The 26,587-nt window shown below is 71.3% G+C and carries 16 protein-coding genes; 6 read left to right on the top strand and 10 right to left on the bottom strand.

Annotation, left to right across the window (positions count from 1 at the left end; all coding sequences use genetic code 11):
• Both FHW81_RS30235 and phzM read left to right on the top strand, forming a co-directional pair.
• Window positions 1-79 (top strand): pyridoxine 5'-phosphate oxidase C-terminal domain-containing protein (locus FHW81_RS30235; RefSeq protein ID WP_010792364.1); only part of this gene is annotated, 79 nt, incomplete at its 5' end.
• Window positions 80-316: 237 nt separating this feature from the next.
• The gene (phzM, locus tag FHW81_RS30230; RefSeq protein ID WP_171893960.1) at window positions 317-1,525 is read left to right on the top strand and encodes a pyocyanin biosynthetic protein PhzM; all 1,209 of its coding nucleotides are present in this window, start codon (window positions 317-319) and stop codon (window positions 1,523-1,525) included.
• A gap of 104 nt (window positions 1,526-1,629) precedes the next feature.
• Here phzM and FHW81_RS30225 read toward each other — a convergent pair whose 3' ends face one another.
• The 10 genes from FHW81_RS30225 to pchR form a co-directional block, all read right to left on the bottom strand.
• On the bottom strand, window positions 1,630-2,874 hold the full coding sequence (locus FHW81_RS30225; RefSeq protein ID WP_019682567.1) for a RhtX/FptX family siderophore transporter: 1,245 nt from the start codon (window positions 2,872-2,874) through the stop codon (window positions 1,630-1,632).
• Window positions 2,867-4,372 carry a PepSY-associated TM helix domain-containing protein gene (locus tag FHW81_RS30220; protein WP_171893961.1) on the bottom strand — a complete coding sequence of 502 codons (1,506 nt, stop codon included), beginning with the start codon at window positions 4,370-4,372 and terminating at the stop codon, window positions 2,867-2,869. Before FHW81_RS30220 ends, FHW81_RS30225 begins: the two co-directional genes overlap by 8 nt.
• Window position 4,373: 1 nt before the next feature.
• Window positions 4,374-4,655, bottom strand: coding sequence for a hypothetical protein (locus FHW81_RS30215; protein WP_003121870.1), 282 nt, complete (start codon window positions 4,653-4,655; stop codon window positions 4,374-4,376).
• Window positions 4,655-6,817, bottom strand: a complete 2,163-nt coding sequence (fptA, locus tag FHW81_RS30210; protein ID WP_003118950.1) for a Fe(3+)-pyochelin receptor FptA — start codon at window positions 6,815-6,817, stop codon at window positions 4,655-4,657. The genes FHW81_RS30215 and fptA overlap by 1 nt, the downstream gene beginning before the upstream one ends.
• Before the next feature lie 91 nt (window positions 6,818-6,908).
• Entirely contained in the window at window positions 6,909-8,633 is a 1,725-nt protein-coding gene (pchI, locus tag FHW81_RS30205) for an ABC transporter ATP-binding protein PchI (RefSeq protein ID WP_023116521.1), read from the bottom strand.
• Complete coding sequence (gene pchH / locus FHW81_RS30200; RefSeq protein WP_003123949.1) at window positions 8,630-10,342, bottom strand: ABC transporter ATP-binding protein PchH; 1,713 nt, start codon at window positions 10,340-10,342, stop codon at window positions 8,630-8,632. Before pchH ends, pchI begins: the two co-directional genes overlap by 4 nt.
• Window positions 10,339-11,388, bottom strand: a complete 1,050-nt coding sequence (pchG, locus tag FHW81_RS30195; RefSeq protein WP_009877101.1) for a pyochelin biosynthesis thiazoline reductase PchG — start codon at window positions 11,386-11,388, stop codon at window positions 10,339-10,341. Before pchG ends, pchH begins: the two co-directional genes overlap by 4 nt.
• A complete protein-coding gene (gene pchF / locus FHW81_RS30190) occupies window positions 11,385-16,814 on the bottom strand; it encodes a pyochelin non-ribosomal peptide synthetase PchF (protein ID WP_034007761.1) in 5,430 nt (1,809 codons plus the stop codon). The genes pchG and pchF overlap by 4 nt, the downstream gene beginning before the upstream one ends.
• Window positions 16,811-21,127 (bottom strand): pyochelin non-ribosomal peptide synthetase PchE, encoded by a 4,317-nt coding sequence (pchE, locus tag FHW81_RS30185; RefSeq protein WP_017148495.1) that lies wholly within the window; start codon window positions 21,125-21,127, stop codon window positions 16,811-16,813. Before pchE ends, pchF begins: the two co-directional genes overlap by 4 nt.
• 193 nt (window positions 21,128-21,320) lie before the next feature.
• A complete protein-coding gene (pchR, locus tag FHW81_RS30180; protein ID WP_003106955.1) occupies window positions 21,321-22,211 on the bottom strand; it encodes a pyochelin biosynthesis transcriptional regulator PchR in 891 nt (296 codons plus the stop codon).
• Between the two features lie 229 nt (window positions 22,212-22,440).
• Here pchR and pchD point away from each other — a divergent pair, with 229 nt between their 5' ends.
• From pchD to pchA, 4 genes are read left to right on the top strand one after another with little or no spacing between them, the layout of a single operon-like run.
• Complete coding sequence (gene pchD / locus FHW81_RS30175) at window positions 22,441-24,084, top strand: pyochelin biosynthesis salicyl-AMP ligase PchD (RefSeq protein ID WP_023085650.1); 1,644 nt, start codon at window positions 22,441-22,443, stop codon at window positions 24,082-24,084.
• Window positions 24,081-24,836: a pyochelin biosynthesis editing thioesterase PchC gene (gene pchC, locus FHW81_RS30170; protein ID WP_096314561.1), complete on the top strand. Its 756-nt coding sequence runs from the start codon at window positions 24,081-24,083 to the stop codon at window positions 24,834-24,836. Before pchD ends, pchC begins: the two co-directional genes overlap by 4 nt.
• The gene (gene pchB, locus FHW81_RS30165) at window positions 24,836-25,141 is read left to right on the top strand and encodes an isochorismate lyase PchB (RefSeq protein WP_003106950.1); all 306 of its coding nucleotides are present in this window, start codon (window positions 24,836-24,838) and stop codon (window positions 25,139-25,141) included. The genes pchC and pchB overlap by 1 nt, the downstream gene beginning before the upstream one ends.
• Window positions 25,138-26,568: an isochorismate synthase PchA gene (pchA, locus tag FHW81_RS30160; RefSeq protein WP_003114686.1), complete on the top strand. Its 1,431-nt coding sequence runs from the start codon at window positions 25,138-25,140 to the stop codon at window positions 26,566-26,568. Before pchB ends, pchA begins: the two co-directional genes overlap by 4 nt.
• The last annotated feature ends 19 nt before the right edge of the window (window positions 26,569-26,587 follow it).

Raw genomic sequence — 26,587 nt, 5'->3', positions numbered from 1 at the left:
CGGCACCGAGCGGCTGCACGAGCGCCTGCGCTACGACCGCGACGAAGGAGGCTGGAAGCACCGCTACCTGCAACCGTGACGACACCGCTGCGCCGACGTTTCATGGCGGATAACCGCAAGCGGTTATTCGCCCTACGCGGCCTCGAAGCCCACCCAACCGCACGCGGTCATGCGTCCCGCGGCCCCGGAGTCGGGCCGTAGGGCGAATAACGCCACCGGCGTTATCCGCCGCTGCGCCGACGTTTCATCGCGGTAAACGGTCATCCATCCCAGCCGAACCCCCATCGATTCGAACACTCGAGAAAAGGAAGCACCCATGAGCGAACCCATCGATATCCTCATCGCCGGCGCCGGCATCGGCGGCCTCAGTTGCGCCCTGGCCCTGCACCAGGCCGGCATCGGCAAGGTCACGCTGCTGGAAAGCAGCAGCGAGATACGCCCCCTTGGCGTCGGCATCAATATCCAGCCGGCGGCGGTCGAGGCCCTTGCCGAACTGGGCCTCGGCCCGGCGCTGGCGGCCACCGCCATCCCCACCCACGAGCTGCGCTACATCGACCAGAGCGGCGCCACGGTATGGTCCGAGCCGCGCGGGGTGGAAGCCGGCAACGCCTATCCGCAGTACTCGATCCATCGCGGCGAGCTGCAGATGATCCTGCTCGCCGCGGTGCGCGAGCGCCTCGGCCAACAGGCGGTACGCACCGGTCTCGGCGTGGAGCGTATCGAGGAGCGCGACGGCCGCGTGCTGATCGGCGTCCGCGACGGACACGGCAAGCCCCAGGCGCTCGGTGCCGATGTGCTGGTCGGCGCCGACGGCATCCATTCGGCGGTCCGCGCGCACCTGCATCCCGACCAGGGGCCGCTGTCCCACGGTGGGATCACCATGTGGCGCGGCGTCACCGAGTTCGACCGCTTCCTCGACGGCAAGACCATGATCGTCGCCAACGACGAGCACTGGTCGCGCCTGGTCGCCTATCCGATCTCGGCGCGTCACGCGGCCGAAGGCAAGTCGCTGGTGAACTGGGTGTGCATGGTGCCGAGCGCCGCCGTCGGCCAGCTCGACAACGAGGCCGACTGGAACCGCGACGGGCGCCTGGAGGACGTGCTGCCGTTCTTCGCCGACTGGGACCTGGGCTGGTTCGACATCCGCGACCTGCTGACCCGCAACCAGTTGATCCTGCAGTACCCGATGGTAGACCGCGATCCGCTGCCGCACTGGGGCCGGGGACGCATCACCCTGCTCGGCGACGCCGCCCACCTGATGTATCCGATGGGCGCCAACGGCGCTTCGCAAGCAATCCTCGACGGTATCGAGTTGGCCGCCGCGCTGGCGCGCAACGCCGACGTGGCCGCAGCCCTGCGCGAATACGAAGAAGCGCGGCGGCCGACCGCCAACAAGATCATCCTGGCCAACCGAGAACGGGAAAAAGAGGAATGGGCCGCCGCTTCGCGACCGAAGACCGAGAAGAGCGCGGCGCTGGAAGCGATCACCGGCAGCTACCGCAACCAGGTGGAACGGCCACGCTAGCAACACCGGGCAGGCCACCGCGCCTGCCCTCTCCCGCCTCTCCCGTCCGCGGGAGAGGAGGCATCCGTGCGGGTGCCGGGCGCTGCGCGCCTATCGGCAGCGCCTCAGGCCTCTTCCGCCCGCCCCTTCCACTCCCCGCGCCCCTCGCCGGCCTGCAGGCGCAGGGCGAGCAACAGGGCCAGCACCGCCAGGGCGCTGCCGGTGAGGAAGCCGCCGGCATAGCCGATCTGCGCGGTGAGGCTGACCAGGAACGAAGACGCCAGCATCTCACCGAGGTCTCGGGTGCTCTGCACCGCGGTGACATCGGTGCCGGCCTGGCCGCCCTGGCCGGCGAAGCGCATCGCCGCGGTGAGGATCGCCACCGAGGTGATGCCGGTAGCCAGCGAGCCGATCAGCACGCAGGTCCACGCCAATCCTTCGCTCAGTGCCAACCAGCGACCGGCCTGCAGATACCAGAGCAGCGCCGAACAACCGGCGAGCACCACGCCAAGGGCGAAACCGCGCCACAGGCCGATCCGCCTGACCAGCCAGGCGCCGCCGCCGCAGCCGAAGAATACCGTGACCAGGCCACCGCTCATGCCCAGCCGGCCGATGTCCTGCAAGGCCCAGCCGGCATCGCTGAGGTACAGCTTGGACAGGCCGAAGCCGGATACCGCGGTCATCGCCGACAGCAGTGCCAGCGCCAGCAGCGAAGGCGCCAGCGGCCGACGCAGGAAGCGCAGCAGGCTGGCCTTGGCGGCCGGTGCCGGGGGGAGTTCGTGGGGGTCGCCGCGCCCCAGGGCGAGCACGCAGCACAGGCTTGCCAGCGGCACGCAGGCCATGACCAGGAACGCCGCGCGCTGGCCGAAATGCCCGGCGAGGATCAGGCTGCCGGCACCGCCGCCGAAGAAGCCGATCATCACCCCGGCGATCTGTACCGCGTTGACCTTGGCCAGCAGCTCGCCGCTGAAGTGCTCCGCCGCCATGCCGTCGGTGGCGATGTCTTGGGTCGCGCTGGCCAGCGAAGCCAGCGCCAGCAGGCCGACCGCCCAACCGGCACTGGCCACGCCGAGGCCGAGCGTCGCCAGGCCGAGCAGGCAGGCGAGGACGATGCATTGCATCGGCAGGATCCAGCTACGCCGCCGGCCGAGACGGCGCGACCAATGGTTGTCGACCCAGGGCGCCCAGAGGAACTTGACCACCCAGGGCAGCCCCACCAGGGGCAGGAAGGCCAGCGCCTGCAATGGCGCGCCATCCTGGCGCAGGAGGGTGGGCAGGGCGTCCATGGCCAGGCCGATGGGAATGCCCTGGGACAGGTAGAGCAACGCCAGGGTGATGACCAGGCGGCGGTGGCGATACAGCTCAAGCATGGTGGTCTCCGGTGACACGGGGGTGGGCGGGTGGCGCGGCGGCGCGCGCCTGCATCCAGGCGTGCCGGATGAGCAGCGCGCCGCAGAGGATCAGGGTGAGGTCGGGGCCCAGGGCCGGCAGCCGGCCGCGCATGAGCCAGGGCGCCAGGTGCGCGACGGCGGCCGCCAGGCAGGCCAGCCCGGCGACGCCGAGCAACCCGCGCGCCAGCGGCCAGTCGCCCGGCAGCAGCAACGCCGCCAGGCCAGCGGCGGCCCACAGGACAAGGAACAGCCGCCCCGGCCAGGGTCCGGCGAGTAGCTCCGAGGGCGCGAGTTGCAGCCCCAGCAGGAGCAACGCGGCCGCCGCCACCAGGCCGGCACAGAAACCCTGGCTCAGGCGCTGCAAGAGCCGTACGCGGGCGTCCGGCGCCGAGGCGCGTCGTTGCAGCCACAGGTACAGGCCGCTGGCGCAGAGCAGGCAGGCGCCGAGGCCCATCGCCAGGTGCAGGCCGCGCAACGCGGCGGACCAGCCCGGCCCGAGCCACTGGTACTGGGCGAAATGCAACGGCTGCACGGCGATGAAGGCGCGCAGCCAGAACCCGCGCTGCGCCGAGCTGCGCTCGTCGAGCAGGGCGCCGTCGGCCAGCCGATAGCGGTGCCGCTCGAAGTTCGCGGTACTCGGCAGGCCACGCTGGATACCGGCGATCTCCACGCTGCCGGCGACATCCCCGGCATGGCTGAGGCTCAAACGCTGGGCAACGAAGCCGGGCGCCCGCACGGCATCGCCGGCAAGCTGGCGGTCGAGATCGATGCGGGACGCCAATGGCCGCCCCTCGGCGGCGGGCGGCGGCGGTCCCATCAACTCGACGAACACCCGGTTCGGTTCCTGCGGGTAGGCCACCGGCGCCAGCAGCAGGGTCCCGAGCGCGCCCAGCCCGCTGAGCGCGCCGGTGAAACCGAACAACAGCAGCCAGGGCAGTCCCCAGATGCCGATCAGGCCATGCAGGTCGAACAGCGCCAGGCGCAGCCCGCGATCCCGCCGCCAACGCCGCAGGTCGCGCCAGCGGCGGCTGTGCAGCAGCACGCCGGCCAGGCACAGCAGCAACAGCGATACGCCGAACAGGCTGACCAGCACCCGCCCGGGGAAGCCGACGAACAGGCTCTTGTGCAGGTTCAGCAGGAGGTCCAGCGCCGGCGTCGGTGGCAGCACCCGGCCGCTGGCCGGGTCGAGGTCCAGCCGGCAGTCCAGGCGCGCATCGCAGACGCTGAAGGCGGCATGGCCGGGAGCGGGCAGCAGCAGGGTCGCATCGCCGATGTCGACGCCTTCCTCGCCCGCCCGTTCGAGCAGGCGCTCCAGCGCAAGGGCTTCTCCTCCCGCCTGCGCCGGGGCCCGCAGCCACTCGCGCAGGTCGTCGTGGCCAAGACTCCAGGCGCCACTGAACAGCACCACGAACAGCAGCACGCCGAACAGCGCGCCGGCGCCACCGTGCAGCGAGAGCAGGAGAGGACGCGCCGCCACTTCAACCGCGCCCCGCCAGCAGCCACAACGCCAGGCCCAGTGCCAGCAGGCTACCGCCCAGGCGCCAGGCGAAGTTGCCCGGATCACGCGCCAGCAACCCGCCGACAAGCAGCAACAAGCCCACCCCGAGCGCGCCGAAGAGCCCGGCGTAGAGACGCTCGAGCGGGTCGTCCAGGGGCAGCCCGCGAGTCAACAGATAGCCGCTGGCGGTCGCCGCCGCCAGGCTGCCGGCGAGCGCCAGCGGAACCCGCCAGGCCCAGCCGAAGCCCGACTGGCGCGGCATCAGAACGCGCCCCGCAGGCTGACGTTGAAGCTGCGCGGTTCGCCGTAGCGGTTGTTCCAGTTGGGGTTGGACAGGCTCTGGTAGTAGGTCCGGTCGAACAGGTTGTTGACGTTGACCGCCGCCGTCCAGTGCTCGTCGATCTTGTAGCCCAGGCGCATGTTGACCAGTGCGTAGCCGCCCTGGCGCATGCTCACGCCGCGGTAGTCGACGCTGTAGTCGCTCTGCGCCTGGAGTCCGCCGCCGACGCTCCAGCGCCGATCCTGCCAGGGCAGGTCGTAGTTGCTCCACAGGCGCAGCAGGTGCCTCGGGGTGAAGGTGGAGTAGCGCGTCCCCGAGTCGTTCTGGCTGTCCTTGAGGTACTCGGTGCTGGTGTAGGTGTAGCCGGCCGAGAGACTCCAGTAGGGCGTCAGGTAGCCGGTGCCTTCCAGCTCGAAGCCCTGGCTGCGCACCTTGCCGCCGCTGATGTAGAACGGATTGTTGGGCGGCCCCGGATGGTCCGGGTCTTCCTGCGGATTGTTCTCCAGGTCGATGCGGAACGCCGCCAGCGACAGGTTCAGGCGGCCGTCGGCCAGTTCGCCCTTGATCCCGGTTTCGTAGGTCTTGCCTTCCACCGGGCTCAACGGCTCGCTGTTCCAGGTCTGGCGATCCGCCTGCGGCTGGTAGACCTCGGCGTAGCTGACATACCACGACCAGTCCCTGGCGAAGTCCCAGATCAGCCCGCCGTAGGGCGTGAACTGGCGACCGGGCTTGAAGCGGGTGGCCGGGGTGTCCTGGTCCCACCAGCTTTCGCGGCCGCCGACCACCAGGGTCAGCGGCTCGGCGAGCTTGATCCGACCCAGGGCATAGAGGCCTTTCTGGGTGGTGGTGGTGGTGCCCGGCGAAGTGTACTGGCCGATCTGCGGGCGCGGCACGCCGTGCGGGTCCCAGCGGTAGACATTGACCGGGGTGTTCGGCAGGTTGAGGAAGCGTGCGGTGTCCTGGCGGGTCTCGCCCTGGGCGTAGGTGACCCCACCGAGCAGTTCGTGGGTCAGGCCGAACAGTCGCACCGGCCCATTGAGGTTGGCGTCGAGGCTGCGCTGGATGCTCTTGAACTTGTAGGCGGCGCCCGTCAGCTGGCCACCGTCGCCGGTCTGCGGGTCGATGGCGCCGAAGGAGCCGGCGTAACGCAGGCGCGAATCGGCTTCCTGGTATTCGGCGCTGACCTTGCCTTTCCAGCCGCCGCCCAGTTGCTGTTCGAGGGAGCCGAAGGCGCGGTAGGTGTCCCACTTGAAGCGGTCCCAGTCGACATCGAGGTAGGTGTCGCGGGACAGCCCGAGATTGGACCCATCCTTGGCCATCGGTACCCCGGCCATGTTGGTGATCGAGTCGATGTGCTGGTATTGCGCACCGACGGTGAGCAGGGTGTCGGGGCTCAGGTCGAACTCGGTCACCCCGTAGAGCAGGCGGGTGCCCTGGTCGGCCACGTCGTAGAAGTAGTCGCGGTCCTCGTAGGCGGCCACCGCTCGGCCGCGCACGTTGCCGCTGGCGCTCAGCGGGCCGCCGACGTCGACCTCGGCGCGGTAGCGGTCCCAGCGCCCGGCGCTGAGGGTAGTGCTGGCGGCGAATTCGCGCTGCGGCCGCTTGCGCACCAGGTTGACGGTGGCCGCCGGGTTGCCGGTGCCATGCAGCAGTCCGTTGGAGCCGCGAAGGATCTCGACCCGCTCGTAGATCGCCATGTCCTGCGGCGAACTGGCAGTATTGCCAAGCAGCGCCGGCACCCCGTCCAGCTCGAAGGAGTCGACCTTGAAGCCGCGCACGTAGTAGGCGGTGGTCAGCAGTTGGAACGGCTGCACGGTGACCCCGGTGGCCTGCTGCATGGCTTCGTCGAGGCTGAACAGATTCTGCTGTTCGAGGCGCTCATGGTCGATGACGCTGGCGGACTGCGGCAGCTCGCGCGGCTTGAGCGGCACCTTGCCCAGGGTAGTCACCCCCGGCGGCTGGGTGGCAGACGTGCTTTCTCCGCTGATCACCATGTCCGGCAGTTCCGTCTCGCCGTCCTTGCGCGCGTCGGCCACGGCCGCGGCCAGCGGACTCAGCGCCAGCAGCAGGCCCAGGCACAACGGGGTGTGCCGATTGCGGGCGATGCCCTGGCGTCCCTTGATCACCTTCGTCTCCGTTTTCATCGTTCGAACAGCCTCGGGGGATATACGATTTGATAATGCTTATCATTATGAAGAAATCGTCTCCGGGGCTTTTTCGATTGCCGGTCTTTCTCTATCGATCCACGACCGTCGCGGAACTTTCCTCGCCCGCCAGCCCGACGAAACCGGCATACCAGTCGTCCCGGACGAGCAGATCGGCGTGACGTCCGCTGAGGCGCAGGCGCCCCTCCTCCAGCAGCAGTACCTGGTCGGCCTGACGCGCCAGCGCCGGGCGGTGGGTCACTACCAGCAGGGTGCGCCGGCCGCGCAACCCGAGCAGGCTGCGCAGCACCTGCGCCTCGCTGGCGGCGTCGAGGCTGGCGGTGGGCTCGTCGAGCAGCAGCAACGGCGCCGTCGAGAGCAGCCCGCGAGCCAGGCACAGGCGTTGCCGCTGGCCGCCGGACAGCAGCGCGCCGCCGGGACCGACGTCGCTGTCCCAGCCCTGCGGCCAGGCCTCGATCTCTTCCAGCAGGCCAACCGCCCGCGCCGCCTCGCGCAGCGCTTCGAGATCGGCGTCCGCTCGCGCCATGCGCAGGTTCCAGGCAACGCTGCCGCGGAACAGGCCGTTGTCCTGGAACACCAGGTTGCGACTGGCGGCGAGGGTCGTTTCGCTCAACCGGCGGATATCCACGCCACCCAGCAGGACACACCCGGCGTCGGCGTCGTAGAGCCGCCCGAGCAGCGCCAGCAGGCTGCTCTTGCCGGCCCCGGAGGGTCCGACGAGGACGTTCAGCGAACCCGGCTCCAGCCTCAGGGAAATGTCCTCGAGCAAGGCGCGGCCATCTTCCAGACGCAATTCCACGGCCTCGGCCGCCAGGCTGGCGTCGTGCGGCCGCTCGCCCGGCTCGGGGCTGCGCAGCGGAGCCAGGGCGAAAACCCGCAGCAGGGTATCCAGCGCCTGCCAGGCGCCGCGCAACGCCTGGTCGAGATGGGTGAGCTGGGCCAGCGGCTCGATGAAGCGCACCAGCAGCACCAGCACGGCCACCAGCCGAGCGCCGTCCAGCCATTGCCGCTCCACCGCCCAGGCGCCGCCGAGCAGGGCGAAGGCGAACGCCGCCTGCACCGCCAGGGCGAAGCCGAGGCCGCTGGGCAGGCTGCGCCGCAACAGATCCAGGGTGCTGCGGTGGAGACTGCGCAAGGCCTCTTCCAGCCCCTGGCGGGCGACGCTTTCGCGCTGCGCCGCGCGCAGCAGCGGCTGGCGTTCGGCGAACGCCTGCAACTGCCGTGCAGCGTCGCGCTCGGCGGCCAGCCGGGCATCCTCCGCCGCCAGATTGCGCCGCCCGCTCCAGCGCAACAGCGCAGCGAGGACGGCACCGGCAACGAGCAGGCCGAGGGCGATGGACGGGTCGATCAGGAACAGCCCGAGGATCACCCCGAGCGGCGTCACCAATGCGGCGATCAGCGGCCCCAGCAGGTGCGCCGGAATGCCCATCGCCTGCATCACCGGACCGCGCAGCAGGCCTTCGGCCGGCGCGACCCGGCGCAGCGCCGGCGGCGCCAGGCGCGGCAAGCGCGCCACCAGGCTGCGCACCAGTCCAGCCGCCAGCGAGCCGCCGGCGGCGAAACCGCGACGCAGGGCCAGGTACTGCAACAGCGCCTGCGCCAGGCTCAAGCCGAGCAACGCGGCGACCCAGCGCCAGGGCAACGCGCCTTCGGCGAACCAGGCCTCGACCAGCGGCACCAGCAATACGCCGCAAGCGGCGTCCAGCAGCGCCGCCAGGACCGCCCAGGCGCTCGCCCGGCGCAACGCGGCACGGCAGTCTTCGGGCAGCGCACGCATTCGTTCGAACAGGGTCATGCCGCCACCTCCGCGCCGTTCTGTTCACGCCACAAGCGCGCATAGGCGCCGTCCGCCGCCAACAGCGCCGCGTGCTCGCCGCGTTCGACCAGACGGCCAGCGACCAGCACCAGGATCAGGTCGGCATCGCTGACTTCGGCCAGACGATGGGCGACGATCACCCGGGTCCGGCCGCCGCCACGCTCGCGCAGGTTGCGCAGGACCTGCCGGGCGGTCTGCGGATCCAGCGCCGAGGTTGGCTCGTCGAGCAGCAACAGGCGCGCCGGCGATAGCAGCGCACGGGCCAGGGCCAGTCGTTGCAGTTCGCCGCCGGACAGTTGCAGGTCGCGTCCCGGCACGCTGTCGTAGCCACGCGGCAGGGCCATGATGCGCTCGTCGAGGCAGGCGTCACGGGCCGCCTGGCGAATCTCCTGGAGATCGGCATCGGGGCGGAACAGGGCAATGTTGTCGGCCAGGGATATCTCCAGCGCCGCCGCCTGCTGGCCGACCAGCGCGATATGCCGATGGCGCACGGCATCGGGCATGTCCTTCAGTGCCAGGCCGCCAACCTCCAGTTCGCCGCGCTGCGCGTCCATGTAGCGCGCCAGCAGGTGCAGCAGGGTGCTCTTGCCGGAGCCCGAGGGACCGACCAGGGCCACCAGGCTGCCATCCTCCAGCTCCAGATCGATATCGGCCAGGACCTCCACGCCTTCATAGGCATGGCCCAGGCCGTGCAGCGCCACCGCGCCATCGACCGGCTCGCGGGTCGAGCGGCCCTCGGCCAGCGGCGCCTGGTCGAACACCTGCTGCAGGCGCTCGGCGGCGGCGCGCGCGCCCAGCAGCGCGTCGCCGCCGTGGCCGAGCGCCTGTACCGGGGCGGCCAGGGCCCGCAACAGGAGCAGGAAGGCGCAGGCCTGGCCGAGCGCCAGCGGCACGCCGAGGGCATCCAGGGCCAGCGCGCCGAGCAGGACCCAGGCCAGCAGCCAGGGCGTCGACAACTGCACGTAGACCAGCGCGGCGAGGTGGCCGACCCGCTTCACCCAGGCGCCGAACGCTTCGCCGAAGGCCGCCGCCGACGCCTCGGCGCCCTGTTGTATGCCGGCGCCGGGGTACTGTCGGGCCAGCAGCAGGTTGTGGGCGAATTCGCCATAGTCCGCCGAGAGCCTTTCCAGCGCGGCATTGCGCCGCAGCACCAGGTCGCGGTAGCGCGCCGAGCGCAGCAGCAGGAAGCCGGCGGCGGCCAGCACCAGCGGCAGCAGGCAGAACAGCAGCAGCCAGGGGTGCAGCCAGGCCAGCCAGAGCAACGCGACGAGCGGCACCACCAACAGGTTGCTGAGATCGTTGGGAGCGTGCGCGATCAGTTGGTGCAGGGCCCGCACGTCCTGCTCCACGAGGCGCGCCACGCCGTCCGGGCCCTGGCGACCGAACCAGTCCAGCGGCAGCCGTTGCAGGTGCGCCAGCAGGCGCAGGCGCAGGTCGTTGCAGAGGTCCGCGTCGACCCGGTGGGCCAGGTGCGCGGCCAGCGCCTGGCAGCCCAGCCAGGCCAGCACCGCCAGCAGCACCAGGGCCAGCAGGGCCGGCTGCGCCTGGCCGCGCGCCAGCGGCTCGGCGAGCCAGGCGAGAAGCATCCAGGGCAACAGCGAGCAGAGCCCGGCCAGGGCCTGCAACCCCATGGCCGCCGCCAGCCGCCAGCGATAGGTGCGCAGCAGGCGCCACAGCACCGGGGTCACGAGGCTTGCTCCAGCACCTGTTCCAGGCTCGCCGGCGCCAGCGACGCCGGCGGCGCCTCAGGGAAGCCAAGGCACTCGCCGATCCGCTGCCACAGGGCGGCGACCTCCAGGCTGCGTTGGTTGCGCCGACGCACCTCGTCGCCGTCGGCGAGCAGCGCCAGCGCCTCGGCCGCCGCCGCCGGCCACAGGCGCTGGTGCACCTGGGCCCAGCTGCACGGTTCGGCATACCAGAGCTGGGCGCTGGGCAGCGGTTCGCCGGCTATCTCGTCGAACAGCGCGAACAGGCCGTCGTCATCCTCTGCCGGTACCGCCACCGCAGGCGTCCACAACAACGGGCCATGGGGGCTGAGCAGGCTCAGCGTGCCGCGATCGGTGGTCAGGCTGACGCGCTGCAACAAGGTCATGCGCCCGTCGTCGGCGGCCGCCATTTCGTTGAGCACGTGCAGGCTCAACGGCACTTCCGCCAACACCAGGGACAGCCCGCGCATCGCCGACAGGTCGTTCGAGGGCGACTCCAGCGACCAGGGGCCGACGCCCTCCAGCAACGCGGCGAGGATGTCCAGGGTGGCGAAACCGACCTGCACCCCGCAGGCCGCGTCCAGGTGGCGGATGCCGCGCCGGCGATGCAACTGGCGGCCCAGCTCGATGAAACGCGCCACCGCCGGCAACTGCGGATAGAAGGTGTTGAGCAGGCAGCGCCGGCCCAGGCGCTCGGCGCTGCGCAGCAGGTCCTGCCATTCGCGCGGCAGCAACGGATGCTCGATCAGCACGTCGATGCCACGCGCCATCAGCGCCTCGGCCAGCGCCGGGCCCTGCTCGCCGCGTGCCGCGCCGCCGACCGCGACGCAGGCCATGCGGACATCGTCGGGCAACGCCTCGACCTCGCACCAGGTCTCCACCCCGAGGCGCTCGGCCAACGCCCGCGAACGCCGGCTGCCCTGGCCAAGGATGCCGCGCAGGACGAAGCGCGGATCGGCGGCGACGCCGGCGGCATAGAACTGGCCGAACCGGGAACCGGCGACCACCACGGAACGGACGTCGCTCATCGGCTCGCCTCCTCTGGCATGGGTTTCGACAAGGATTGCGCCAGGGCTTCGCCCAGGCAGTCGAAGTGCCCGCCGGGCACCTCGTGGATGCCGCACGCGCCGAGCGCGGCGGCCCGCCATTGGGTCTCCAGGGCCTCGGCGTAGCGCGGCACCAATGGGTTGCCGGCGTCCGGCACGAACAGCCGCAGCGCGCCGACGTAGGGCTCCGGCGCCGCGGCCTGGCTGGCACGCACCGAGTGACAGAACAGTCGGTAGAGGGTGTCGCGTTCGACGCTGACGGCGTCGGCGCTACCGCTGGCCGCCTGTAGCACGCGGCCGCGCAGGGCGACGAGATCGGCCAGGCCCGGCAGCTCCGCCAGCGCCTCGGCGCCCAGGCGCTCCGGTGTCTGCGCGAGCGCCGCCTGCACCGCCTGGCCGAGACGTTCCGGCGCGGGGAAGCCGAGCGCCGCGGTATCCAGGCCGAGGGTCGCGGCGAAGCTGAACAACAGTAGGCGCTCGTCGTCCACCCGGTAGGGAATCCGGTAGCTGGAGACGATATCCAGCTGGCGCACGCGCACCCCGCGCTGGACCAGGGACTTGGCGGTCTCCAGGGCGACCAGCCCGCCGGAGCAGTAGCCGAGCAGGTCAACCTCACGCAGCCCGGCGCCATGGAGCGCCTCAGCGTAGCGGCGGCCGAGGCAGGCGTTGAGATACTCGGCGGGGATCGCCAGGTAGGCGTCGCTGTCATGCACGGCCAGGCCCAGCAACGGCCGCCCCTCACCCAGGGCGCGAAGCAGCGGGCGGTACGGCAGTAGCGTGCCGAGGCCTTCGTGGACCAGCACCCGCGGCACGCCCTCGCCGGGCACCAGGCGCACCAGCGGGTCGAGCGCCACCGCGCCCTCGGCGAGCGGTGCGCGCGACATGCCGGCCGGCGCCGGGGCGACGCCGCGCGCCGCGGCCAGGGCTGGCCCACGGCCCTCGTCCGGCGCGCTGCGCAGGCGTTCGGCCAGGCCGCGCGGCGTCGGCTGGCTGAGCGCCCAGCGTAGCAGGCGATCGAACGGATGCCGGCGGGCGCTTTCCAGTCGTTCGCGCAAACGGGCGATCAACTGGGCGATCAACAGCGAGTCGCCGCCAGCCCCGAAGAAGTCTTGCTCGACGCCCAGCGACGGGTTGTCCAGCACCTCCCTCCAGAGTGCCAGCAGCGCATTCTCCAGTTCGTCGGCCGGTGCCTGCGCGACGCCATGCCGAAGGTCCGCCTGGGGCCGGCGGGCAAAGCCGGTCAGGGCCTTGCGGTCGATCTTGCCGTTGCCGGTGACCGGCAGGCGTTCGAGCACGCGCAACTGCGCCGGGAGCATGTAGCGCGGCACCCGCGCTTCGACGAAGGCCAGCAGCTCGGCCGGCTCCAGGCGGGCGCGGTCGGTCTTGCAGCGAGCCAGCAGGACATCGTAGCCAAGCAGGTCGAGAGCGCTGCCCGGCGGCACCACCCCACAAGCCAGGTCGCCACCCTGTGCCGCCAGCCACTCCAGCCATTGCCCGGTGTGGACGAACAGTTGGCGGCGCTCGTCGCGGAGGTCGCACGGGTTTTCCATCATCAGGCTCTGGCTGACGCTGATCTCGTTGTGCTCGCGCGTCAGTTCCTGGATCACCAGCCAGGCGTCGGCGCTCAGCAACTCGCGCAGGCCGGCCAGCAGCGCCGGGGTGTCCAGCGCGTTGTTCAAGGCCCCGGAGCTGAGCAGGATATCCACCGAGTGCGGCGCCACGCCCTGGTCGAGAAGATCGCCGTTCATGTCGAAGCGGCCGAAGCGTACCCACGGCTGGTCGGCGAAGCGCTCGCGGGCGGCGGCGAGGAAGTAGCTGGAAACGTCGGTGAACAGGTAGTCCACCTCCGCCCCTCGCTGCACCAGCGGCGCCAACCGGGCGATCACCGCGCGGCTGGCGGCGGCGGTGCCGGCGCCAAGCTCCAGCAGGCGCCAGCGCCGTTGCGGCTGGCGCTCGACGATGGCGGCGATGGCCTCGGCCATCGCCTCGTGCAGCGCCTGGGCATGCAGGCCCTGGCTGTACATGGCCTCGGCGATGCGCGCCGAGCCCTGCGGGAACATCAGCGCCGCCGGGCTGATCCGCCCGGCCAGTTGCTCGCCGAGGGATTGCGCGCTGTCACGCAGGTAGGCGACCAGCTCGGCCGGCCAGAGCGCCGCCGGCGCGCAGCCGGCGAACGCCGTCCAGGCGTCCTCCGGACTCTGCGCGGGACGCTCGGCGCAGCCCAGCCAGCCCTCGCCCTCGGCGCGCAGGTAGCCGCCCTCCTCCAGTTGGCGCAACCAGTGGCGCAGCAGGCGCTGGCGCGCCTCGGCGATACCCAGGCGCTGGCACAGGGTGGCGAAGTCCAGCGGCGTCGCACTGGCGAACAGACCGCTGCCGGCCAGCCAGGCGGCCAACGAGGCGAGGCAGGCACGGTCGAGTGCGGCCACCGCCGCGGCGATGCCCTCCTCGCTGCCCCAGTCGCGGCGCAAGGCCTGGGCCGCCCGCTGGCGCACCGCGTCGAGCGCCGTACGCGGATCCTCGCCAGCCTCCACCGGCGCATGCAGGGTGACGAAGCTGGCCAGGCTGCGCTCGTGGGTCTCGCCGAGCACCACGGTGGCCGCCAGGTTGACCTGCGGATGAGCGCACAGCGCGGCGTCCAGTTCGGCCAGTTCGATGCGGTGGCCGCGAATCTTCACCTGGTCGTCCTCGCGGCCGAGGAACTCGATGCTGCCGTCGGCCAGGTAGCGGCCGAGGTCGCCGGTGCGATACAGGCGACGGCCATCGGGGTGACGGACGAAGCGTTCGGCGGTGCGCTGCGGATCGCCGGCGTAGCCGAGCGCCAGGCCAACCCCGCCGATATGGATCTCGCCGCGCACGCCCGGCGGGCAGCGCCGCCCGCGGGCATCCAGGACTTCCACGCTCTGCCCACGCAGGGCACGGCCATAAGGGATGCTGGCCAGCTCGGTGTGCTGCGGGCGGATCGGCTGCTCGATCGACCAGATCGCCGCCTCGGTGGCGCCGCCCAGGCTGAACAGCGCGCTGTCCGGCCAGCGCCGCCACCAGCGGGTCGGCAGGCTGACCGGAATCCAGTCACCGGACCAGAGCACGCAGCGCGGTCCCGGCAGGTGGCGTTGCGGCTCGCTCTCCAGGTAATCGATGAGCATCTGGCCCTGGGCCGGCACCGAGTTCCACAGGGTGATGGCGTGGCGTTCCAGCAGTTCCGCCCAATGCGAAGGATCGCTGCCGCGCGCCGGGTCCGGCAGGACCACCTGGGCCCCCATCGCGGTGGCGCCGAAGAAGTCGTAGACCGAGAGGTCGAAGCTCAGCTCGGCGAGGCCGAGGACGCGGTCGTTGGCGTCGACGCCGTAGCGCTGGTTGATGTCGAGCAGCGTGTTGCTCACCGCTGCATGGCTGAGCATCACGCCCTTGGGCGTGCCGGTGGAGCCGGAGGTGTAGATCACGTAGGCGAGGTCGTCCGCCGCCACCTCCGCCGCGGGCGGTGGCGGCCAGTCGCTGTCGGCGGCCAGCCGGTCGATGGCCACGCAGGCGCAGCCGGCGTCCGGGACATCGCTTTCCAGGCAGACCAGCGCGACCACTTCGGCGCTGGCGAGGATCGCCTGGCGCCGCAGCGGAGGCTGGCGGATGTCTACCGGCACATAGGCGGCGCCGGCCTGGAGGATGCCGATCACCGCGACCAATTGCGCGGCGCTTTTCGGCAGCATCACCGCGACCCGCCGGCCACGGCCCGCGCCGTGCGCTTCCAGGACGCGGCGCAGGGCGCTGGCGTGCTGGGCGACCTGGCGGTAGCTGTAGCTGCCGGCGGCATCGTGGATCACCGTGGCGTCGGGGGTCAGCAGGGCACGCTCGGCGAAACCGGCGGCGATGCTCCGGGCACTACCGGGCAACGCCTGCGGCGGCGCCTCGACGGGTTCCGTGGCATCGCCGTCGGTCCAGGCGCGCGGGCTCTGCGCCAGGCGCCGGAGCAGCCCGACGAAGTCGTCGAACATGGCTTCCGCCTGGCCCTCGGGGAACAACCCGAGGCGTACGTCCCAGCCGATCTCCAGGCCGCCGAACTGGTCGGTGACCTGGCAGTCCAGCCAGACCTGCGGGGTCTGGCTGATCATGTAGCGTGGCGCGCGCGGCGCCTCGCCATCGCCGAGCAGGCGCTGCACACTGCCGATGCCACTGGTGAACACCACCGGCATCAGATCGGCGCCGCGACCACGCCGGCGCGCCAGTTCGCGCAGCAGGTCGACGCCGCTGAAGGTCGGGTGGTCGAGGTCGTCGAACATCTGCTCGCCGATGCGTCGGGCACGCTCGACGAAACTGTCGCCGTGGCGGCTGTCCACTGCCAGCAGGCTGAGCGCGGTGAAGTCACCGAGCACCTGCGCCAGCTGCGGATGCAGCGGCGGCCGGTTGAGTACCGTCAGGTTGAGACAGAACGCCGGTGCCTGGCTCCAGCGACCGATGGTCTCGGCGAAGGCCGCCAAGGCCACGCCGGCAGCGCTCAGGCCGTGTTCGCCGGCGCGCGCGCCGAGCGCCTGCCAGGCGGCCTCGTCGAGGCGCGCGTGGAAGTGCCGGAAGCGCGTGGACCGGGTGTCCGGCTGCACCCGCAGCGGCAGGTCGGGACGCCCCGGTAGCGCGTCGAGACGCGCCAGCCACCAGTCGCGGTCGCGCTGCCAGGCTGGCGACTGGCGTCGGCGCTGCTCGACGCCGACATAGTCGCGGAAGGTCGCCTCCAGCGGTTCCGCCGTCCATTGCGGATCGAGATAGCGGCGGCGCCATTCGCCAAGCAGCAATTGCAGGCTGGCGTAGTCGACCAGGGTGAAATCCACCGAGCAGTGCAGTACGCAGGCATCCCGGCCGATACTCAGCTCGGGGCGCAGGACCGGCCACTGGTCGAGTGCCGCGCAGGCGTGGTCGAGGCGTTCGCGGACCCGCTCCAGGTGCGCCTGGAAAGCGGCCTCGTCGAGCCCCGCGCAGGCATGCACGGTCAGCCGCTGCCAGGGCACCTCGGGCAGCACGCGCTGCCAGGCGTTGTCCTCGATCACCGCGCGCAGCATCGGGTGGCGCTCGACCATGGCGTTCCAGGCCGCCTCCAGGCGCGCCGGATCGGTGTCGACCGGCCAGTCGTACTCGGCGTACAGCTGGCAGGCGTTACCGCCGTAGTCGAAGGCCGCCTGGCGGCCCAGCACGTAGGCGGCCTGCACCGGGGTCAATGGGAAGCGCTGGTGGGCCAGGTCGGGTTCGGCGCGCCAGCCAGGGCCGCCTTCCAGGTGTTCCAGCAGGGCCTCGCGCTCGGCCCGCAGGCGCTCGGCGAGGCCGGCGTCGAGGGCGCCCTGTGGGGCGCGATAGCGCAGGCGGCCCGCCTCGCTCCAGAGTTCGATGCGCCGGCTGCGGCAGGTTTCCAGCAGTTCGCCGAGGCTCATAGCACGCCCTCTTCCAGTTGGGTTTCCTCGATTTCGACGGTCTGCGCCTGCAAGTGGCGGGCAAGACCGGCCAGGGTCGGCTGGCGATAGAAGTCGGCCATGCCCAGGCGTACGCCGAAACGCTCACGTATGCCGGCCAGCAGGCGGGTCGCCAGCAGGCTGTCGCCGCCGAGGCTGAAGAAGCTCGCCTCGCGACGACGCACCGGGCGTTTGAGAACCGCTTCCCAGCACTCGGCCAGCGCTTGCTCATGGGCTTCCAGCGGCTCCTCCGCCGAGGGCTCGTGACGACACTCGCCGAGTGCGCGGGTCATGCTCTCGGCCAGGCGGCGACGATCGACCTTGCCATTGCCGTTCAACGGCAGGCTTGGCAGGCACCACAGGCGTTCGGGCCGCATCGCCTGGGGCAGGCGTTGCTCCAGGCCGGCCTGGAGCGCGGCGGCGTCGAGCCCTAGTCCCGGCGCCAGCGCCTCGACCAGGGCGAGCCGTTCGCTGCGCCACAGGCAACGCGGCGCCAGTCCCGCAGCGGCGAGATCGGCCAGCAGGCTCGGCAACTCCGCCAGGCGCAGCGGCCGGTCGTCGAGCAAGGCCGCACCGAGCAGCGCCAGTGGCGACTCGCATAGCAGGTCCACCAGCAACAGGCGGCCCTGCGGGCGCAGCAGCGCCGCCGCCAGCGCCAGGCCTTCGCGGCTGGCCTCGTAGGCGTGCAGCGCGGCGAAGCTGATCACCCGGTCGTAGCGACCGAGGTGCTCGGCAGGTAGCAGGCCGTCGTCCAGCGCCTGCACCACGATCCGTTCCGGCAAGCGGGTGGCGGCGGCGTCGAGGAGGACGCGGCTGCGTTCGAAGAGGGTCAGTTCCAGCCCCGGGCGCAACAGCGAGGCCATGCCCTGGTCGAGCCAGAGCCCGGCGCGGGTATCCAGCACCGCCACCCGCAGGCGTTCGCCGGCAGCCGGCGTCGGCAGCGCTTCGAGCAGGCGCGCCAGGGCCTCGCGGCCGTCCGGCAGGCGCGCGGCCACCGCCTGCGGCGCCAGCCAGGGATCGAGGAGCAGCGCGGCCGGCGCCTGTTCGCCGGCGAGCAGGCCGCGCAGAGCGTTGCCCATCGCGGTCAGCCCCGCGGCCTGCCAGCCGAGCCGGCGCAACGCCTCGTCGAGCGACGGCAGCGCGCTGGCGGCGGAGTCCGCTAGCCAGTCCAGCCAGCGCCGGCGCAAACCGTCGTCTAGCTCCAGCGGCGCCTCCAGCAGCGCGCCGAGGATTTCCCGGGTGAGTACCGCCTCGGCCTCTGCCAGGCCGGCGAAGGGCTGTGCGGCCGGTAGATCCATGGAGCCTTCGGCCCGTGGCGCCAGGCGCGGTACCAGCACCGCGCCGAGGCTCGCCACGCCACCGCCGAGCACCGCCGCGCAGGCGCTCTCCACGCCAGCCTGGGCGCACAGCGCGGCCTCCACCTCGCCCAACTCGATGCGCTGGCCGCGCACTTTCACCTGCTGGTCGACCCGACCGAGGAATTCCAGGGTACCGTCGCCCCAGTAGCGACCGCGATCGCCGGTGCGATACCAGCGGCCCTGGGCATCGTGGACGAAACGCCGGGCGCTGAGTTCGGGATCGTTGCGATAGCCGCGGGCCAGGCTGGCGCCGCCGATCCACAGCTCGCCGACCACCAGGTCCGGCACGTCGCGCCCGTGGGTGTCGACCACCCGGTAGGCCTGTCCCGGCAATGGCCGGCCGTAGGGAATCGAACGCCAGTGCGGCGGCACCGTATCGACGCTCTGCAGGTTCGACCAGATGCCCGCTTCGGTAGCGCCACCCAGCACATGCAGGCGGCAGCCTTCGGCACAACGTGGGCGCAGGCGGCCGGGCAGGTCCAGGGCCACCCAGTCGCCGGACAGCAGCACCGCCCGCAGACTGCGATAGTCGGCCTGGCTCGCCGGCAGGCTGAGGGCCATCTCCAGCAAGGCCGGCGCCGAGTTCCACAGGCTCACCGCATGCCGCTGGATAGCCTCCGCCCAGGCAGCGGCATCGCGCGCCTGTTCCTGGGCCGGCAGGACCAGGCTGGCACCGGCGCCGAGGCCGCCGAACAGGTCGAAGACCGACAGATCGAAGTCCAGCGCGGAGACCGCCAGCAAGCGATCCGATGCGTTCACCCGCAGCAGGTCGAGCAGCGCGTCGATGGTATTGATCGCCGCCGCGTGGCTGACCTCGACGCCCTTGGGCACCCCGGTGGAGCCCGAGGTGTAGATCACATAGGCACTCGCCTGCGGCGCCAGCGGCACGGGGGCGGCCAGCGCCGGGCCGCGCAGCAGGCGCTGGACATCCAGGCGCGGCGGCAAGGCCTGCGGATCGTCCTCCTCGGTGATCGCCAGGCATACCCCGGCGGCCTCTTCGATCAGGCGCCGCCGTGCGGGCGGCTGGTCGATGTCCAGCGGCACGTAGCAGGCGCCTGCGGCGAGCACGCCGAATACCGCCGCGACCTGCTGCGGTCCGCGCGGCAGGCTGACCTCGACCGCGTCGCCAGGGCGCACCCCGGCTTCGCGCAGGCCGCCGGCGATGCGCAGCGCACGCTCGGCCAGTTCGCCGCGGGTGACACGTTGGTCGCGATAGAGCAGCGCGTCGGCATCCGGCGCCTCGGCGGCGCGAAGGAAGAAGTCGCGATGTAGGGTGCGCGCCGTGGCGCATGCCGGCTGGCCGTTGAGCAGGGCCCGGCGCGCCTGCTGCGCCCAGGGCAACGGCAGATCGGCGGGCTGCTCCCAGGCGCTGTCGCAGAGACGCTGGAGCAGCCCCACGTAGGCTTCGAACATGGTTTCCGGCAGACCTTCGGGGAACAGGCCGACGACGCTATCCCAGGCCAGCAGGATACCGTCGCCCACCCGGTAGAGCTGGTGGTCGAGCCAGACCTGCGGGGTCTGCGAGAGCATGTCGTGGAGATCGCCGAAAGCGTCGCGGAAGGCCGCCGGGACGAAGCCCTCCTCGCCCAGGTTGCTGGCGAACACCACCGGCGCCGAGCGTGGCTGGCCCTGCCGGCGCGCCTCGCGGAGCACCTCCAGGGCGGGGAATGCGGCGTGGTCGATGGCTCCGTGGAGGTTGCGCTGGAAGCTCTTCACCGCCTCGGCGAAGGACACCCCGGCCTGCATCCGGCACTCCAGCAGCAACAGGGTGGTGAAGTCGGCGATCACCTCGCCGATACGCGGGTCGTCGGCATGCCGATCGAACAACGGCACGTTGAGGAGAAATTCCGCGCTTTCGCTCCAGCGCGCCAGGACCAGCGCGAAGGCGCAGCCGAACACGCTGGACAAGGTCACGCCATGCTGCGCGGCAAGACGCTCCAGGCGCCGGCTCTCGCCGGCGGAAAGCTGGAATGCCAGGCGCCGGGTGCGCGGCTGGCGGATGCTTTCCGGCGCGCAGGCCAACGGCAGGGCCGGCGCGTCCGGCAAGCGCGGCAGGCGTTCCAGCCAGTAGTCGCGGGCCCGCGCCGCGGCCTCGGCGCGTTGCGCCGCACGGTGTGCCAGGTAGTCGGCGAAATGCAGCGCCGGCGGCTCCGCCAGGCGCTCCGGCGCCAGGTAGGCAACGCCCAGTTCGGCCAGCAGCAGGCGCAAGCTTTCGACATCGGCGGCAAGCAGGTCGAGACTCAGCCAGAGGCGATCCTCGCCGCCCGGCATGCGCACCAGCCCGAGCAGGAACACCTGGCCGCGCTCCACCGCCAGGCATTCATGGGCGCGCCAGTCGCGCAGCGCCTGCCAGTCGCGCTCGGCCTCGTCCACCTGTAAGGTGCGCCAGTCCTGCAGGTCGAAGCAGGACAGCGGCGGCGTCGGAAGGATCTGCTGGCGACCGTCGAGGAAGCGCGCCCGCAACATCGGGTGGCGTTGACGCACGCACTCCGCCGCCGCGGCCAGGCGCTGCGGGTCGACATCCCGCGTGCGGAATTCCAGGAAGGCATGGCAGCTGACATTGCCCAGCACCTCGCCGGCGCCACGTCCCAGCCAGTAGGCCTGCTGCACGGAAGACAGCTCGAACGGCTGGTCGCGATCCTGCGCCGTCGGCAGCGCGACCGTTGCCGGGGCGGACAGCCGGTCCGCGCAGGCCAGCAGGTCGAGCCAGGCCCCCAGGCAGGGGCGCTGCGCCAACTGGGCGAAGTCCAGCGTCGAGCCACGCGCGCGCAGGCGTTCCTGCAGGTACATCAGGCGGATCGAGTCGAGGCCGCAGCCCAGCAGGTCGTCGTCGTCCGCCAGGGCGCGCACGTCGGCAAGCGGTTCACCGAGCAGGTCGGCGAGCTGCTCGGTCAGCCAGTCGCGCAGGGCGGTACGGGAATCGGGGGGCAGATCCATGGGGGCTCCCTAGGGCAAGCATCTGAGGTCGGTTGCCAGTTCCTGGCAACGATTATCAAATGCGACCTTATCTCACTTGCCTGGGAGGCCTGGCCGGCAATGCTTTAGACAGCCGGACTGTTTCGTTAGATGCAGCGTCATCCCGCAGCGGCGACACCCCTCCCGTGGCCGGGTCGGGGGTCGTCGCGGAGACTCAGCGGATCTCGCTGGGGGAGATGCCGTAGCGCTTGCGGAAAGCGATGGAGAAATGCGCCGGGCTGTAGCCCACCCGGTAGGCCACCGTGGAGACGTTCGCCTCTTCGTCGCAGAGCATCCGGTGCGCCTCGCGCAGGCGGTATTCCTGCAGGTAGCCGAATACGCTGGCGCCGAACACCTTGCGAAAGCCGGCAGTCAGCTTGCGCGGGTTCATGCCCACGCGGCTGGCCAGCGTGTCCAGCGACGGCGGCTCCTGCAAGGCGCCGACCAGCAGGTCGCGGGCGGCGTGGATGCGCTCGACCTCCGAGCAGGTGATGCGCGGCTCCTCGACGGGGCGCCCCTCGCCGGAAAGGAACTGTGCGCTGAGCGCGGCCAACTCCAGGGCCTTGCCGCCGAGGTAGAGATCGCGGGTCGGACCGAGCATCTGGCAGGTGGCGATCTGCGAGGCCAACGCCTGCATCGCCCGCGGCGCCGGGCAGCTCATGATTCGCGGATCGCCGCCGGGGCGGCGTATCAGTTGCTCGGGCAGCCAGCCGAGGCGGCTGTCCAGGGCTTCGACGCCGAGTTGGACGATGGTGTAGCGCAACGGCTTGTCGGTGCCGTAGATCTGCGCCGAGGTGAAGTCGCCATCGTTGGCGATGGTGCACAGGCTCGGCCCCTCGATGAGGTGCTCGGGCTGGCCGGGAATCCGGCAGCGCAACTGGCCGCTCTGCACGAGGATCAGGCGCAGGCCGCGCTCCAGCGGTTCCTCGAACCAGTCCTCGCTGGCCGAACAGAAGGTTCCGGTCACCAGCTTCATGTTCGGATCGATGTGCGCGACGCCGGGCCGGTTGCCCGGTGCCGGCGCGGCGGCATCGGCCTGTGGCGGAGCAATGATGGTGATGGTCATCAGGTTTTCCTGTAGCCCGGGCGCTGCCGACGCGGCGACGCCTTCCTGGATACGTGGGGGCAGGGGGACTTTTTAGCGGAGATGGACAAAGCGCCCTGCACTCCGCCCCTGCAGCGAATGAAAAAGCCCCGCAATCGAAAGGCGCGGGCTTGCGCGGTCCCTGCCGCCCGCCAATGATAATAAATCTCATTTCCCAGCAATGGCAATCGACCGCATCCACGGAGATCGCATGACTTCCTCGCCCGTCACCCCATCGGCCGTCGACGACGCCCCCGACTGGCCCGCCGCCTTCGTCCGCCGCTATCTCGACGCCGGCCACTGGCAGGACCAGAGCTTCGCCGAAGCCCTGGCCACCAGCGCCGCGCGCCATCCGCGGCGGATCGCGCTCTGCGACGACGACCAGCGGCTCAGCTATGCCGACCTGCTCCAGCGCTGCCGCCGCCTGGCAGCCGGACTGCGCCAGGCCGGCCTCGCACATGGCGACACGGTAGTGCTGCACCTGCCCAACGGCATCGCCTTCGTCGAGACCTGCTTCGCCCTGTTCCAGCTCGGCGTACGCCCGGTGCTCGCCCTCCCCGCCCATCGCCAGCATGAGATCAGCGGTTTCTGTCGCTTCGCCGAGGCCAAGGCCTACATCGGCGCCGAACGGATCGACGGCTTCGACCCACGGCCGATGGTCCGTGAGCTGCTCGCCAGCGGCGCCTGCCGGATGGCGCTGATCCACGGCGAGGCCGAGGCGCCGCTGCAAGCGCTGGCACCGCTGTACCAGGCCGACGCGCTGGAAGACTGCGCCGCCCGCGCCGAGGATATCGCCTGCTTCCAGTTGTCCGGCGGCACCACCGGCACGCCGAAGCTGATTCCCCGGCGTCATCGCGAGTATCTCTACAACGTCCGCGCCAGCGCCGAGGTCTGCGGCTTCGACGAGCACACGGTGTACCTCACCGGCTTGCCGATGGCGCACAACTTCACTCTCTGCTGCCCCGGAGTGATCGGCACGCTGCTGGCCGGCGGCCGCGTGGTGGTCAGCCAGCGCGCCGATCCCGAGCATTGCTTCGCCCTGATCGCCCGTGAACGGGTCACCCACACCGCCCTGGTACCGCCGCTGGCGATGCTCTGGCTGGATGCCCAGGAAAGCCGCCGCGCCGATCTATCCAGCCTGCGTCTGCTCCAGGTCGGCGGCTCCAGGCTCGGCAGCAGTGCCGCGCAACGCGTCGAACCGGTGCTCGGCTGCCAGTTGCAACAGGTGCTGGGAATGGCCGAGGGGCTGATCTGCTACACCCGCCTGGACGATCCGCCCGAACGCGTGCTGCATACCCAGGGCCGGCCGCTGTCGCCGGACGACGAAGTGCGGGTGGTCGACGCCGAGGGCCGCGAGGTCGGCCCCGGCGAGGTGGGCGAACTGACCGTGCGCGGTCCCTACACCATCCGCGGCTACTACCGCCTGCCCGAACACAACGCCAAGGCCTTCAGCGCGGACGGCTTCTACCGCACCGGCGACCGGGTCAGCCGCGACAAGGACGGCTACCTGGTGGTGGAGGGCCGCGACAAGGACCAGATCAACCGCGGCGGCGAGAAGATCGCCGCGGAAGAGGTGGAGAACCTGCTGATAGCCCATCCGCAGGTGCACGACGCCACCGTCGTGGCGATGCCCGACAGCCTGCTCGGCGAGCGCACCTGCGCCTTCGTCATCCCGCGCCAACCGGCGCCCTCGGCGCTGAAGCTGAAGCAATACCTGCACGCCTGCGGGCTGGCCGCGTTCAAGGTGCCGGACCGCATCGAGCTGGTCCCGGCCTTCCCCCAGACCGGCATCGGCAAGATCAGCAAGAAGGACCTGCGCGAGCGCCTGCGCCGCGAGCTGGAGGCCCGCGCATGAGCGCCGCCTGGGTCCGGCCGTTCCGCCTGACGCCGATGCCGCACCTGCGCCTGGCCTGCTTCCCCCATGCAGGCGGCAGCGCCAGCTTCTTCCGTAGCTGGAGCGAACGCCTGCCGCCAGACATCGACCTGCTTGCCCTGCAGTACCCGGGTCGCGAGGACCGCTTCAACGAGGCGCCGGCCACCCGCCTGGAGGACCTCGCCGACGGCGCCGCCCTCGCCCTGCGCGATTTCGCCGACGCGCCCCTGGCGCTGTTCGGCCACAGTCTCGGCGCGGCGCTGGCCTACGAAACCGCCCTGCGCCTGGAAAGCGCCGGCGCGCCGCTGCGCCACCTGTTCGTCTCCGCCCATCCGGCACCGCACCGGCAACGCGGCGGCGCGTTGCACCGCGGCGACGAGGCGACGCTGCTGGAGGACGTCCGCCGCCAGGGTGGCGCCAGCGAGCTACTCGAGGACGCCGACCTGCGCGCGCTGTTCCTGCCGATCCTGCGCGCCGACTACCAGGCGATCGAGACCTACCGACGGGCGCAGCCCATCGCCCTGGCCTGCGCCCTCGACGTCCTCCTCGGCGAGCACGACGAGGAAGTCAGCGCCGCCGAGGCGCAGGCCTGGAGCGACGCCAGCCGGCCCCCCGCCAGGCTGCGGCGCTTTCCTGGCGGCCACTTCTACCTGAGCGAGGGGCGCGACGCGGTGATCGAGCACCTGCTGCGCCGCCTCGCACATCCCGACGCCCTTTCCCGAGAGGTTGCATGATGAAAACTCCCGAAGACTGCACCGGCCTGGCGGACATCCGCGAGGCCATCGACCGGATCGACCTGGATATCGTCCAGGCCCTCGGCCGCCGCATGGACTACGTCAAGGCGGCGTCGCGCTTCAAGGCCAGCGAGGCGGCGATTCCGGCGCCCGAGCGGGTCGCCGCGATGCTCCCCGAGCGCGCCCGCTGGGCCGAGGAAAACGGACTCGACGCGCCCTTCGTCGAGGGACTGTTCGCGCAGATCATCCACTGGTACATCGCCGAGCAGATCAAGTACTGGCGCCAGACACGGGGTGCCGCATGAGCCGGCTGGCGCCCCTGAGCCAGTGCCTGCACGCCTTGCGCGGCACCTTCGAGCGCGCCATCGGCCAAGCGCAGGCGCTCGATCGTCCGGTCTTGGTGGCGGCGTCGTTCGAGATCGACCCATTGGACCCGCTGCAGGTATTCGGTGCCTGGGACGACCGGCAAACGCCCTGCCTGTACTGGGAACAGCCCGAGCTGGCGTTCTTCGCCTGGGGCTGCGCCCTGGAGCTGCAAGGCCACGGCGAACAGCGCTTCGCCCGGATCGAGGAAAACTGGCAATTGCTCTGCGCCGACGCCGTGGTCGAGGGCCCGCTGGCGCCGCGCCTGTGCGGCGGATTCCGCTTCGATCCGCGCGGCCCGCGCGAGGAACACTGGCAAGCCTTCGCCGATGCCAGCCTGATGCTCGCCGGCATCACCGTGCTGCGCGAGGGCGAACGCTACCGGGTACTCTGCCAACACCTGGCCAAGCCCGGCGAAGATGCCCTGGCCCTGGCCGCCTACCACTGCTCGGCGCTACTGCGCCTGAGGCAGCCGGCCAGACGCCGGCCCTCGGGGCCGACCGCTGGCGCGCAGGGCGACGCTTCGGCGCAGGAGCGCAGGCAATGGGAAGCCAAGGTGAGCGACGCGGTAAGCAGTGTCCGCCAGGGACGCTTCGGCAAGGTCGTGCTGGCCCGCACCCAGGCCCGGCCTCTCGGCGACATCGAGCCGTGGCAGGTCATCGAACACTTGCGTCTGCAACATGCCGACGCCCAGCTGTTCGCCTGTCGCCGCGGCAACGCCTGCTTCCTCGGCGCCTCCCCGGAACGCCTGGTCCGCATTCGCGCCGGCGAGGCACTCACCCATGCCCTGGCCGGGACCATCGCCCGCGGCGGCGATGCCCAGGAAGATGCGCGGCTCGGACAGGCCCTGCTGGACAGCGCCAAGGACAGGCACGAACACCAGTTGGTGGTGGAGGCGATCCGTACGGCCCTGGAACCCTTCAGCGAGGTACTGGAAATCCCCGATGCGCCCGGCCTGAAACGACTGGCGCGAGTCCAGCACCTGAACACGCCGATCCGCGCCCGCCTCGCTGACGCAGGCGGCATCCTGCGGCTGCTGCAGGCGCTGCATCCGACCCCCGCGGTGGGCGGCTACCCACGCAGCGCGGCGCTGGACTACATCCGCCAGCACGAAGGGATGGACCGCGGCTGGTACGCCGCGCCGCTGGGCTGGCTCGACGGCGAAGGCAACGGCGATTTCCTGGTGGCGCTGCGCTCGGCCCTGCTCACGCCGGGCCGGGGCTACCTGTTCGCCGGCTGCGGTCTGGTAGGCGATTCGGAACCGGCCCACGAGTATCGCGAAACCTGCCTTAAGCTCAGTGCCATGCGGGAAGCTCTATCCGCCATAGGCGGCCTGGACGAAGTGCCCTTGCAGCGCGGCGTCGCCTGAAAACGAAGACCCCCTGCGG

The sequence above is a fragment of the Pseudomonas sp. RC10-4-2 genome (genome assembly GCF_050433085.1).
Taxonomy (GTDB): domain Bacteria; phylum Pseudomonadota; class Gammaproteobacteria; order Pseudomonadales; family Pseudomonadaceae; genus Pseudomonas; species Pseudomonas aeruginosa.
Note: the sequence above shows the minus strand (reverse complement) of the source record. Positions and strands in the feature narration are given on the sequence as shown.